This is a genomic window from Umezawaea beigongshangensis, assembly GCF_016464305.1.
GTDB classification, from domain to species: Bacteria; Actinomycetota; Actinomycetes; order Mycobacteriales; family Pseudonocardiaceae; genus Umezawaea_A; species Umezawaea_A beigongshangensis.
In genome coordinates, this window is sequence record NZ_JAEIOJ010000001.1 from 414,704 (window position 1) to 427,063 (window position 12,360).

The following is a 12,360-nucleotide window of genomic DNA, read 5'->3' on the forward strand; positions in this document are numbered from 1 at the left end:
GCCTCCCCAGCTGGTCGTCTGCCACGACCGTGCCGGGCTCGCGAAGCCGCTACCAGTGGGTTCCGCTGATCTGTGGACAACTCGCGGGCTGTGGACGGATCGCTCCGGAACGGGGCGCGCGCGTCGAGTCCTGTCGGTGCCCCGTGCTGGGGGAGCCAGGAGTGCCCGGAAGCGCACGGAGGCCACCACCGCGACAGCGCGTGTCGCGGTGGTGGCCTCCGCCCCTCAGCAGGCCGGTGTCAGCCCTTGAACGGGCCTTCCTCGGGCAGCCGCAACTCCGGCTTGTCCAGTTCTTCGACGTTGACGTCCTTGAAGGTGATCACCCGGACGTTCTTGACGAACCGTGCCGGGCGGTACATGTCCCACACCCACGCGTCGGACATCCGCACCTCGAAGTAGACCTCGCCGTCGGCGTTGCGGACCTGCACGTCGACCGAATTGGCCAGGTAGAAACGCCGCTCGGTCTCCACGACGAACGAGAACTGACCCACTATGTCGCGGTACTCCTTGTACAGCGACAGTTCCATCTCGGTCTCGTACTTCTCGAGATCCTCTGCACTCATCACGCCTCCGCGCGGGTCATCGAATCCGCGCCCCTCCTCGTCGCGAGCCTGGTCACCCGGATCACCGGGTCGCTCCATTCTGGACCACGGCGGCCGCCGCCGTGCTCCTCGCCACCCGATGTGGCGGAGCCAGGTCGTGGGCCACCGCGGCCGCTGTCACGTTCGCATACGACCACCGGTGCTGCTCAGTCGGGCCGTGCTCCGTCAGCGCGGCGCCGTGCTCGGCGGTGCTGTACCCCTTGTGCACGTCGAACCCGTAGCGCGGGAACTCGCGGTGCAGATCCTCCATGACGCGGTCGCGCGTGACCTTGGCCAGCACCGATGCCGCCGCGACGCACGCCGCGACCCGGTCGCCCTTGACCACCGGCATGCTCGGCGCGGTCAGGCCGGGCACCCGGAAACCGTCGGTCAGCACGTAGCCGGGGTGCTCGGGCAGCCGCGCCACCGCGCGACGCATGCCCTCGATGTTGGCGACGTGCACCCCGATCAGGTCGATCTCGGCGGCCGGGATCACCACGACGGAGTACTGGGCCGCCCGCGCCCGCACGAGGTCGAACATGCGCTCGCGCGCCGCCGCCGTCATCAGCTTCGAGTCCGTGAGCCCCTCGAACCGGGCGGCGTCGCCCGGCCTGAGCACGCACGCGGCGACCACGAGCGGACCGGCGCACGCGCCGCGTCCCGCCTCGTCCACGCCCGCCACCGGTCCCAGGCCCCTGCGGTCGAGCGCGGCCTGCAACGCCCAGATGCCCGACGCGCCCCGGACGATCGCCCTGGGCGGCTTCACCAGCGTCACCCTTCACCTCGTCGTTCGTCGTCCCGGCGGAACAGCCCGCGCGGCAGCAGCCGCCCGGCCCGCTTGCCGAGCCACAGCAGCGGCCACGCCGCCGCGGCACCGGCACCGGCCGGCAGCCCGTGCTGCCACGTCGGTGCGCCGAGAGCCGCGACCTGCGGATCGTCGTCCCCGACACCCTGCCAGCGCGACGGGGGCAGCACGATCATCCGCGCCTTGCCCACGACGTTGTCCACCGGGACCAGTCCGGCCTCGCGCCCGCCGCCCTGACAGCGGGAGTCGCACGAGTCGTTGCGGTTGTCGCCCAGCACGAACAGCTGGCCCTCGGGGATCGTCAGCGGCGCGAAGGACTCCTGCACGGTGCTGCGGCCCGGCTCCCAGTAGATGTAGGCCGACTCGTCGATCGGCACACCGTCGACCAGCACGCGGTTCCTGTCGTCGCAGCACTGCACGGTCTGCCCGCCGACCGCGATCACCCGTTTGACGAAGTCCTCCTCGTTCGTCGCGGGCAGGCCCACGAGCGAACCGAGGTTCTGCACCGTCCGCGCGACGGCGTTGCCGGGCGGCTCGGCGGCGAAGTCCTGGTTCTGCCAGCTCGTCGGGCCGTGGAAGACCACCACGTCGCCGGGGCTCGGGTCGGTGAAGTCGTAGGTCAGCTTGTCGACGAGCACGCGGTCGCCGTAGCAGCCGGCGCAGCCGTGCAACGTCTGCTCCATCGACGGCGACGGGATCATGTAGACCCGGCCGACGAAGCTCTGGATCAGCACCGCCAGGCCGAAGGCCACGACGACGAGGACCGGCAGTTCCTTCCAGAACGACGGCGTGCGCACCTTGCGGTGCAGCCCGGTCTGCTCGGCGTCGTCGGCCTTGCGTCTTCCACCCGATCGGGCGGAGTTCTGGTCGAGCCGGTCCACCCGGTGCGAGCCGCGCACCCGCGCGGGCCTGACGTCGCTCACCGCGCCTGGCCGCTCGTCCCGCTCCGGTTCGGCGGGCTCGTAGGACTCCAGCGGGTCGACGTGCGACGGCTCGAACGGCGCCACGAACTCGGGGACCGGGGCGTCCGCGGGCAGCAGCCTCCTGGGACGCGAGCGGGGTGGCGGAGGAGGCGGGACGCGCGGAAGCTGCGTCGTCTCCTCGGCGGGAGCCACCGGCGGCAGGCCGGACGACGTCGGCGGGCGCGACGCGGGGAACGCCGGTGGCCGCACGCCCGGCGAGGTGGGGGGACGTGACAGCGAACCGGGAGGCGGCTGCACGGGCGGCAGACCGGGCGACGTGGGCGGACGCACCGGAGAGCCGGGAGTCACCGGTCGCACGCCGGGCGAGGTCGGCGGACGCGACAGCGAACCGGGAGCCACCGGCGGCACACCCGGCGAGGTGGGGGGACGCGACAGCGAACCGGGAGGCGGCTGCACGGGCGGCAGACCGGGCGAGGTCGGCGGACGCACCGGAGCGGGAGGCAGCTGGCGCTGCGGCGGCACCGGACGCATCCCCGGCGACGTGGGGGCGCGCGGCGGCAGCGGACGCTGCGGCGGCACCGGCCTCACACCGGGAGAGGTGGAGTTGCGCGACGGCAGCGGGCGCTGCGGCTGGATCCAGCCGGTGACCTCCTCCGGCGACTCCACGGGCACCGGAGGCTCACGGCGGACGGGGTCGTGCGACGGCACGCCGCGTCTCACCGGATCGGGCGACGCCGGAGGAGTGAAGCCGCGCGGCGGTGCACCACGTGGAGGAGCCGCGCGGGGCGGCTCCACCGGCGACCGGCGCTCGGAGAACGGCTCCGCGGGCGGCTGGCGCACGGCGAACGGCTCGACGGGAGACGGCTCGACGGGGGACGCGGGCTGCCGGAAGGACTCCGCAGGGGCGCGCCGCTCGCCGAACGGCGAGCGCTCGCGAGGCGGCTCCGTGAACCCGTGGCGCTCGCGGGGCGGCTCGGTGAACGCCCGGCGCTCGCGGGGCGGCTCAGCGGGTGACGAGCGCTCGCGGGACGGCGGCGCGTCCTGCGGAGGCGGCTCCCACACCAGCTCGCGGCGGGCGTGCTCCTGGACGGGCGGAACCTGCCGCTGGGCCGCGGCCCGGCGGGGCGGCACCGGCCCGTGGGGCGGTGGCCCCACCGGTCTCATCCCCGGCGAGGTCGGATCGCGCGGCACCCAGCCGGAACCGTCGGTGTCCGCCGGTCGGCGCGGTGGCAGCGCCCGCTTCCCGCGCGCCCCGCGAGGACGTTCGGGCTCCTGGCCCGAGGGGCCACGGGTCGGGGCGACGTCTACCACTCGATCAGCGTACCCACCGGACGTGTGTGGCCCGGGTCAGTCGGAGTCCCGGAACCGCGATCGGAGCTTGCGTCCCAGCCACAGCAGCGGGACCGCGCCGATCACGCCGGCACCCATCGGCACCGCCTGCTGCCAGGCCGGAGCGCCCAGCGCGATGCTCTGCGGGTCGTGGTCCCCGATGCCCTGCCAGCGGGTCGGCGGGAGCACGATGACCCGCGCCTTGCCGATCACGTTGTCCACCGGAACGGTGCCGGCCTCGCCACCACCGCTCTGGCAGCGCGAGTCGCACGAGTTGGTCCGGTTGTCGCCCATGACCCACAGGCTGCCCTCGGGCACCCTCACCGGCTCGAACGGCTCCTGGTCAGCGGGACCGGTGCCCTCGTACCAGTAGACGTAGGGCTCGTCGAGGGGCTTGCCGTCGACCACGACCCGGTGCTGCTCGTCGCAGCACTGCACGGTCTGTCCGCCCACGGCGACGACGCGCTTGACGAAGTCCCGCTCGTCCGGCGGCGCGAGGCCGATCACCGAGAGCACGGACTGCAGGCCGCGCACGACGGGGTTCTCCGACCGGTTGGAGCGGAACTCGTTCTGCCCCCACGAGTCCGGACCGCGGAACACGACGACGTCACCCGGCTCGACGTCGGAGAACTCGTAGGTCACCTTGTCGACCAGGACGCGGTCGTTCGTGCAGCCGGGGCACCCGTGGAGGGTCTGCTCCATCGACTGCGACGGGATCACGTAGACCCGCGCCAGGAACGTCTGGATCAGGAAGGTGAGCACCAGCGCCGTGGCGGCGAGGATCACGAGCTCGCGCCAGAGCGGGGTCTTCTTCTTCGGCTTGCGCCGAAACCCCCGAAGGGCGTCGTCGTCGGACGTCTCTTCGGGGGTGTCGACTGCGCCGATCGGACGATCGGAATCGTCCGCGTCAGCGTCGGAGCGCACTGGGTCTGCCACGCAGGCAGATTACCGGTTACGAACGCGAATCGGTCAGCTGACCGGCCGCGCGTCGCGCTTCTCCTTGATCTTCGCGGCCTTGCCGCGCAGCTCACGCAGGTAGTAGAGCTTGGCGCGGCGAACGGCGCCGCGCGTGGCGACCTCGATCTGGGCGATGTTGGGCGAGTGCACCGGGAAGGTGCGCTCGACGCCGACGCCGAAGGAGACCTTGCGCACGGTGAAGGTCTCGCGAATGCCGCCGCCCTGGCGGCGGATCACGACGCCCTGGAACACCTGGACCCGCTCGCGCGAGCCCTCGATGACCCGGACGTGCACCTTCAGCGTGTCGCCCGGCCGGAAGCTCGGGATGTCGGAGCGCAGCGACTGGGCGTCAAGAGCGTCCAGGGTGTTCATGGTCCGTCCTCGTCCTCACGTTTATTGCGTACTCCCCCAGAGCGCGCCAGACGTCGTGGCTCAGTTCTTCAGTGCGTCACCGTGGGGGCGGGCTTGCGGCGCACGCCGGAAACTGGAGAGACCGGGTGCAGCAACCTGTCCAGTGTGCCAGACGGAACGGCACGGCACGAAATCGCCCTATCCCGCCGAGTCGCGCAGGCGCTCCAGCAGAGCCCGGTCGTGCTTGTCGAAAGCGTTGTCCGGCAACGCTTCCAGCAGTTCCGGCCGACGTTGCAGAGTCCGCTCCAGCGAGCGGTCCCGGCGCCACCGTTCGATGAGCTTGTGGTTGCCCGAGCGCAGCACGTCGGGCACCGCCCGGTCTCGCCAGACCTCGGGCCTGGTGTAGCTCGGCCCCTCCAGGAGGCCGTCGGAGAAGGAGTCCTGCGCCGCCGACGCGGGGTTGCCGAGCACACCGGGCAGCAGGCGCACGACGGCCTCGACCACCACCAGCACCGCCACCTCGCCGCCCACGAGGACGTAGTCCCCGATGGACACCTCGTCGACCCGCGTCCGCGTGGCCGCGTCGTCGACGACGCGCTGGTCGATGCCCTCGTAGCGGCCGCACGCGAACACCAGGCGCGGCTCGGCCGCGTACTCGTGGGCGAGCGCCTGGGTGAAGGGACGGCCGGCCGGGGTGGGCACGACGAGCCGGGGCGGGGGATCTCCCGCGCAGACGTCGTCCAGCGCGGCACCCCACACGTCGGGCTTCATCACCATGCCGGGACCGCCGCCGTAGGGGCTGTCGTCCACGGCCTTGTGGACGTCGTGCGTCCAGTCCCGCAGGTCGTGCACGTCGACGCTGATCAGACCGCGGTCGACGGCCTTGCCGAGCAGCGCGGCCCGCAGCGGGGCCAGGTACTCGGGGAAGATCGTGACGACGTCAATCCGCATCGAGCAGCCCCTCCGGGGGGTCCAGCACGACGCGCCCGCCCGCGACGTCGACGGTGGGGACGATCTGGCGCACGAAGGGCACCAGCAGCTCGGTGCCGTCGCCGCGGCGGATCACGAGCAGCTCACCACCGGCGCCGTGCGCGACCTCCAGCACGGTGCCGACCTCGGTGCCGTCCAGCAGCACCGCGGCGAGCCCTTCGAGCTGGTGGTCGTAGAACTCGTCCGGGTCGGTGGTGGGCGGCAGGTCGTCCGTGCTGCCCAGCAGCACGGTGCCGCGCAGCGACTCGGCGACGTCTCTGGTCAGGACCTCGGCGAACCTCACGAGGAGCCGCCCGGAGTGAGCCCGGGCGGCTGCCACCGTGAGATCGCGGGACGTGCCGTCGCGCAGCTTGGCAGCCACCACGGCTCCCACCGCGAACCGCGTCTCCGGCGAATCGGTGCGCACGTCGACGGCGAGTTCGCCGCTGATCCCGTGCGCCTTGGCCACGCGGCCGACGACGACGTCCATGCCCTCTTCTGCTTCTTCGTTCAGCGGTCGGTGTCGACCACGTCGACCCGCACACCGCGACCGCCGATACCGGCCATCACGGTGCGCAGAGCGGTCGCGGTACGGCCACCGCGGCCGATCACCTTGCCGAGGTCGTCCGGGTGGACGTGCACTTCGAGAGTGCGACCGCGACGGGTGGTGACCAGGGTCACCCGGACGTCGTCCGGGTTGTCGACGATGCCGCGAACGAGGTGTTCGAGGGCGTCGGCCAACAAACTCACGCCTCGTCCTTGACGGCGTCGGCGGCGGGCTCGGCGTCGGCCGCGCCCTTCTTGGCGGACTTCTTCTTCGGAGTGGTGGCCTCGGCCATCGGCTCCGAACCGGCGGCGGCGAGCGCGGCGGCGAAGAGCTCGGCCTTGTCGGGCTTCGGCTCCTTGCGCTTCAGCGTGCCCTCGGTGCCCGGCAGGCCCTTGAACTTCTGCCAGTCACCGGTGATCTCCAGCAGACGCTGGACGGACTCGGTCGCCTGGGCGCCGACGCCCAGCCAGTACTGCGCCCGCTCGGAGTCGACGTCGATCATCGACGGCTCCTCCTTGGGGTGGTACTTGCCGATCGTCTCGATCGCCTTGCCGTTGCGGCGGGTGCGGGCGTCGGCGACGACGATCCGGTAGTACGGCTGACGGATCTTGCCAAGCCGCTGCAGCTTGATCTTGACGGCCACGGGTACGGGTACTCCTCAAGCTCTCGTGTGCACAGGTGCGGACGGTCGCAACCCCAGTGGGGCACAAGGTCGCGACAGCCCAAAGGTCATGGCGCCACGGCGCGGTGAGAGGGTCCGGCCCCGGCGAACAACGGTCAATTGTGCCAGACGCGCGGCCGGGTCTCCGAATCGGAGGTGCTCTCAGGCCGTGAACGGGGCGATCGGCACCTCGGCGGAGGTCAGCGCGGCCCGCACGGCACGGGCGTGGGCGACCGCTCCGGGGGTGTCCCCGTGCAGGCACAGCGACTCCGCGGAGGTCCTCAGCACGGTCCCGTCGACGGCCACCAGCTCCCCCGCCGTCGCGAGTCGCACGGCGCGCTCCACGACGGCGCCGGTGGACGTCAGCAGCGCGTCCGGCCGCCCGCGCGGCACCAGCGTGCCCTCCGGCGTGTAGCCGCGGTCGGCGAACGCCTCGGCCACCGGCCGCAGTCCGGCGCGCTCGGCCTCGGCCAGCAGCAGGGAGCCGGGCAGGCCCAGCACGGGAAGCCCGCCCCCGAAGGCCAGCACCCCGGCCACGACGGCCCGCGCCTGCGCCTCGTGGTGGACCACGGCGTTGTAGAGGGCCCCGTGCGGCTTGACGTAGCCGACGCGGGTCCCCGCGGCTCTGGCGCACGCCTCCAGCGCCCCGATCTGGTAGAGCACCTCGTCGGCCAGCTCGCCGGGATCGGCGTCGACGAACCGGCGGCCGAAGCCCGCGAGGTCGCGGTAGGACACCTGCGCGCCCACGACCACCCCCCGGCTCGCCGCCGCCGCGCACACCCTGCGCATCGTGGACGGGTCGCCGGCGTGGAAGCCGCACGCGACGTTGGCGCTCGTCACGACGTCGAGCAGGGCGTCGTCGTCCCCGAGGACCCACACGCCGAAGCCCTCGCCGAGGTCGCTGTTGAGGTCGATGCCGGTGGTGCTCACGCGGGCATCACCCCGAGCGAGACGAGCAGCATCGTGAGAGCGGGCAGGAAGTTGTTGACCACGTGGGCGACGACGCTCGCGGCGAGGCGCCGGGTGATCAGCCGCGCGATGCCGATGGGGATGCCGATGACGATGAGCAGCGACGTGCGCAGCGGCTCCAGGTGGCTCGCCGCGAAGATCAGCGTGGTGAGGACGAACGCGGCCCACCGGCTCCAGTTCTGCCGCTCGATCGCGCCCCACAGCAGCCCGCGGTAGATGATCTCCTCGCAGACGGGGCCGACGAAGCACACGTAGAGGAACATGATCACCGCCGCGGACACCGGGAACGCCGCGCCGTCGACGAGTTCGCCGATGGCGGAGGTCGCGTTCTCCGAGCCGACGGCCCTGGACCAGATCATCGCGGCGACGATGGTCAGCACCAGCCCGAGCAGGCCGAGCTTGAGGCCGGTCTTCACGTCCTCCCGGTTCCAGTCGAGTCTCAGGTCGACCAGCGGGCCGTTGCCGCGCACGACCGTGATGACGACCGCCACCAGGGCGGCGAGCACCGTGGGCACGACGGAACCGATCAGGACGAGATCGACGGAGCTGGTCAGCACGGTGCCGGACGTGCGGGCGATGGCGCTGATGAAGACCGCGGACAGGACGAAGACGGCCTCGACGAGCAGGAAGGCCCCGAAGCCCCAGCGCTGCCCGCCCGGCACCCGTTCCGCACTCATCCCCACGGCTCTGACGCTGGCCAGCAGGCCCTTGCTCCGCTCCGGCTGGTCGGGTTCGTTCACACGGGTGAGCGTATCCAGGCCGGGAGCGGAGCGCGGGCGGTGCCGGGTCGGGTCAGCCGTGCACGCGACCGCGCAGCATCACCAGGCGGGGGTGGCGCAGGACCTCCAGGTCCTCGCGCGGGTCCTCGTCGTAGACCACGACGTCGGCCGCCGCGCCCTCGGTGAGGCTCGGGTACCCGAGCCAGTCGCGGGCGGCCCAGGACGCGGCGCCGATCGCCCGCTCCGCGCTCATGCCCACGCGGTGCAGGGCGACGATCTCGTCGACGATCCGGCCGTGCTCGATGCCGCCGCCCGCGTCGGTGCCCGCGTAGACGGGCACGCCGGCCTCGATCGCGGCGCCGATGCGCTGCGCGCTGGTGGAGTGCAGGGCGCGGACGTGCCGGGCGTAGTCCGGGTACTTCGTGGCCGCGTTCGCGAAGCCGGGGAAGTTCTCCACGTTGATCAGGGTCGGCACGAGCGCCGTCCCCGCCGCCGCCATCTTCTCGATCGTGTCGTCGGTGAGGCCCGTGCCGTGCTCGACGCAGTCGATGCCCGCGGCCAGCAGGCCGGGCAGGGCGTCCTCGCCGAAGACGTGGGCGGTCACCCGCGCGCCCGCGGCGTGGGCCACCCGGATGGCCTCGGCGAGCACGTCGTCCGACCACAGCGGGGCGAGGTCGCCCACGCCGCGGTCGATCCAGTCCCCGACGAGCTTGACCCAGCCGTCGCCGTTCGCGACCTGCTCGGCCACGACCGACGGCAGGTCGTTCTCGTCCTGGATCTCCACGCCCAGGTACGGGATGTAGCGCTTGGGGCGTGCCACGTGCCTGCCCGCGCGGACGATGCGGGGCAGGTCGAGGCGCTCCTGGAGCGGCCTGGTGTCCAGCGGCGAGCCGCAGTCGCGCAGCAGCAGCGCCCCGGAGTCGCGGTCGGCGACGGCCTGGGCCTCCGCCTCGGCGAGGTCCACCGCGCCCCTCGGGCCGAGCCCGACGTGGCAGTGCGCGTCGACCAGGCCGGGCAGCAGGTAGCCGCCGTCGACGATCGTCCGCGCACCCGGCACCGGCCGGGTGCGGACGCGGCCGTTGACGACCCACAGGTCGCGGACCTCGTCACCGGAGGGGTCCTCCCCGGTCAGGACGACGCCGCGCAGGTGCAGACCGCTCACGTCAGTTCTTGCCGAACTTCAGCTTGGACGGGTCGAAGCCGGGGGGCAGCTCGTTCATGCCGCCGGTGAGACCGGGGGGCAGCTGGCCCGCGCCGCCGGGGGGCAGGCCGGGCATGCCGCCGGGCATCCCACCGGGGAACATGCCGGGCATCCCGCCGCGGATCTTCGGCTGGGTGGGACCGCGCCCCTTGCCCTTCTTCCCCTTCTTGCCCTTGGCCTTGCGGCTGTTCTTGCCGCCGCCGCCGGGCAGGCCGAAGCGGCCCGCCATCTGCGACATCATCTTGCGCGCTTCGAAGAAGCGGTTCACCAGGTCGTTGACGTCGCTGACCCGCACCCCCGAGCCGTTGGCGATGCGCAGCCGCCGGGACGCGTTGATGATCTTCGGGTCGTCCCGCTCCGCGGGGGTCATGCCGCGGATGATCGCCTGCACGCGGTCGAGGTGCTTCTCGTCGACCGCCGCGAGCTGGTCCTTCATCTGCCCCGCGCCGGGCAGCATCCCCAGCAGGTTGGCGATCGGGCCCATCTTGCGGATGGCGAGCATCTGCTCCAGGAAGTCCTCCAGCGTGAGCTGGCCGGAGCCCAGCTTCGCGGCGGCGGCCTCCGCCTGGTCCTGGTCGAACGCCTGCTCGGCCTGCTCGATCAGGGTGAGGACGTCGCCCATGCCGAGGATGCGGCTGGCCATGCGGTCCGGGTGGAAGACGTCGAAGTCCTCCAGCTTCTCGCCGTTGGAGGCGAACAGGATCGGCTGGCCGGTGACCTCGCGGACGCTCAGCGCGGCACCACCGCGGGCGTCGCCGTCGAGCTTGGTGAGCACGACACCGGTGAAGCCGACGCCGTCGCGGAACGCCTCGGCGGTGTTCACCGCGTCCTGGCCGATCATCGCGTCGAGGACGAAGAGCACCTCGTCGGGCTGCACGGCGTCCCTGATGTCGGCCGCCTGCCGCATCATCTCCTCGTCCACGCCGAGGCGGCCCGCGGTGTCGACCACGACGACGTCGTGCTGCGAGCGGCGGGCCTCCTCGATGCCGCGCCGGGCCACGTCGACCGGGTCGCCCACGCCGTTGCCGGGCTCGGGGGCGAACACCGGGACACCGGCCCGCTCTCCGACGACCTGGAGCTGGGTGACCGCGTTGGGGCGCTGCAGGTCGCACGCGACGAGCACCGGCGTGTGGCCCTGCGTGCGCAGCCAGTGCGCGAGCTTGCCGGCCAGGGTCGTCTTGCCCGCGCCCTGGAGACCGGCGAGCATGATCACGGTCGGCGGGTTCTTCGCCAGGTTCAGCCGGCGCGTCTCACCGCCCAGGATGGCGACGAGCTCCTCGTCGACGATCTTGATGACCTGCTGGGCCGGGTTCAGGGCCTGGGAGACCTCCGCGCCCTTGGAGCGCTCCTTGACGCTCGCGATGAACGTGCGCACCACGGGCAGCGCGACGTCCGCCTCCAGCAGCGCGACGCGGATCTCGCGCGCCGTGGCGTCGATGTCGGCCTCGGACAGCCGCCCCTTGCCGCGCAGGTTCTGCAGGACGGAGGTGAGCCGGTCGGAAAGGGTGTTGAACACAGGCGCCGCCAGACCTCGCACGTCGTGGACCAATGAGCAACGTTCAGCGTAACCGGTCCCGCCGGGGCGGTGTCACGGACAGTCGCAGCCCGTCGGCGACACCGGCGCGGGTGAGCCGCGTCGTGGTGCTCCAACCGCGGGGCCCCCAGCCCGCCGCGAAGCGGTCTCGCAGGTCCAGCGAGCGGCGCACGTGCCGCTGGAACGAGCGGGAGCGGATCATCCGGCCGCGGGTCACCTGGCCGCTCAGCGCCTCCTCGGGGGTGGCGTCGAGCCACAGGAAGTGCCGCTGCCGCCCGCTGAGCGCGCCCACCGCGACGAGCCAGGCCCTCGTGGTGGGGCGCGTGGACGGTTCGTGCACGACGAGCAGGCCGGGGGCGGTGATCGCCCGGAGCACGACGCGCAGCCGGTGCAGCAGGTGCACGAGCGGCCGGAAGCACCGGTAGGGCAGCGCGGCGGGCAGCAGGGCGCGCAGCCGCTCGCGGACCTGGTCGGAGTCGAGGACCGTCACGGGTGAACCGGGAACGTCGAGGTGCCGCAGGAGGGTGGTCTTGCCCGCACCGGGCAGCCCCGCCAGCACGACGAACGAGCGCGGGCGAACGGGAACGTCGGTCATCCAGGTCCTCGTCGCCGTCGGGGGGTTCATGCAATCACAACGTACGAGGGTTCCGACGTGTCCGCTCCGGGTGTCCGGGGCCGGTCCAACCCCTCAGTGAACCGGCCCCGGACCTTCTCGGCGTGCCGGTCGCGGATCCACCCCCGAGCTCCTGCCGTCAGCCCCCCGGCCCCCCGGAAACGGCCCCCCGGCCCGGTGCTTCTCCCGCCCCGCCACGGG

14 protein-coding genes are annotated in these 12,360 nt (G+C 72.7%); all 14 read right to left on the minus strand.

Translation table 11 applies throughout. The features are described from left to right. Nucleotides 1-239: 239 nt before the first annotated feature. The gene (locus tag IMZ35_RS01945) at nucleotides 240-563 is read right to left on the minus strand and encodes a DUF2469 domain-containing protein (protein WP_199439104.1); all 324 of its coding nucleotides are present in this window, start codon (nucleotides 561-563) and stop codon (nucleotides 240-242) included. Nucleotides 564-624: 61 nt separating this feature from the next. Further along, complete coding sequence (locus IMZ35_RS01950) at nucleotides 625-1,329, minus strand: ribonuclease HII (protein WP_199439591.1); 705 nt, start codon at nucleotides 1,327-1,329, stop codon at nucleotides 625-627. 23 nt (nucleotides 1,330-1,352) lie between these two features. After that, entirely contained in the window at nucleotides 1,353-2,309 is a 957-nt protein-coding gene (gene lepB, locus IMZ35_RS01955; protein WP_438816819.1) for a signal peptidase I, read from the minus strand. Between the two features lie 1,347 nt (nucleotides 2,310-3,656). Further along, nucleotides 3,657-4,574, minus strand: a complete 918-nt coding sequence (gene lepB / locus IMZ35_RS01960; RefSeq protein WP_199439105.1) for a signal peptidase I — start codon at nucleotides 4,572-4,574, stop codon at nucleotides 3,657-3,659. 33 nt (nucleotides 4,575-4,607) lie between these two features. Further along, nucleotides 4,608-4,967, minus strand: coding sequence for a 50S ribosomal protein L19 (gene rplS / locus IMZ35_RS01965; RefSeq protein WP_199439106.1), 360 nt, complete (start codon nucleotides 4,965-4,967; stop codon nucleotides 4,608-4,610). A gap of 177 nt (nucleotides 4,968-5,144) precedes the next feature. Next, entirely contained in the window at nucleotides 5,145-5,897 is a 753-nt protein-coding gene (gene trmD / locus IMZ35_RS01970; RefSeq protein ID WP_199439107.1) for a tRNA (guanosine(37)-N1)-methyltransferase TrmD, read from the minus strand. After that, the gene (rimM, locus tag IMZ35_RS01975; RefSeq protein WP_199439108.1) at nucleotides 5,887-6,405 is read right to left on the minus strand and encodes a ribosome maturation factor RimM; all 519 of its coding nucleotides are present in this window, start codon (nucleotides 6,403-6,405) and stop codon (nucleotides 5,887-5,889) included. The genes trmD and rimM overlap by 11 nt, the downstream gene beginning before the upstream one ends. Before the next feature lie 20 nt (nucleotides 6,406-6,425). Beyond that, nucleotides 6,426-6,665 carry an RNA-binding protein gene (locus IMZ35_RS01980; RefSeq protein WP_199439109.1) on the minus strand — a complete coding sequence of 80 codons (240 nt, stop codon included), beginning with the start codon at nucleotides 6,663-6,665 and terminating at the stop codon, nucleotides 6,426-6,428. Then, nucleotides 6,662-7,105: a 30S ribosomal protein S16 gene (gene rpsP, locus IMZ35_RS01985; protein WP_199439110.1), complete on the minus strand. Its 444-nt coding sequence runs from the start codon at nucleotides 7,103-7,105 to the stop codon at nucleotides 6,662-6,664. Before rpsP ends, IMZ35_RS01980 begins: the two co-directional genes overlap by 4 nt. A 180-nt stretch (nucleotides 7,106-7,285) precedes the next feature. Then, a complete protein-coding gene (locus IMZ35_RS01990; RefSeq protein WP_307867666.1) occupies nucleotides 7,286-8,053 on the minus strand; it encodes a LamB/YcsF family protein in 768 nt (255 codons plus the stop codon). After that, nucleotides 8,050-8,832 carry a CPBP family intramembrane glutamic endopeptidase gene (locus tag IMZ35_RS01995; protein ID WP_438816806.1) on the minus strand — a complete coding sequence of 261 codons (783 nt, stop codon included), beginning with the start codon at nucleotides 8,830-8,832 and terminating at the stop codon, nucleotides 8,050-8,052. Before IMZ35_RS01995 ends, IMZ35_RS01990 begins: the two co-directional genes overlap by 4 nt. 52 nt (nucleotides 8,833-8,884) lie before the next feature. Beyond that, nucleotides 8,885-9,973, minus strand: coding sequence for an amidohydrolase family protein (locus IMZ35_RS02000; protein ID WP_199439111.1), 1,089 nt, complete (start codon nucleotides 9,971-9,973; stop codon nucleotides 8,885-8,887). A 1-nt stretch (nucleotide 9,974) separates the two neighbouring features. Then, nucleotides 9,975-11,528, minus strand: a complete 1,554-nt coding sequence (ffh, locus tag IMZ35_RS02005; RefSeq protein ID WP_199439112.1) for a signal recognition particle protein — start codon at nucleotides 11,526-11,528, stop codon at nucleotides 9,975-9,977. Nucleotides 11,529-11,571: 43 nt separating this feature from the next. Further along, nucleotides 11,572-12,171, minus strand: a complete 600-nt coding sequence (locus IMZ35_RS02010; protein ID WP_229369257.1) for an AAA family ATPase — start codon at nucleotides 12,169-12,171, stop codon at nucleotides 11,572-11,574. Nucleotides 12,172-12,360: the final 189 nt, after the last annotated feature.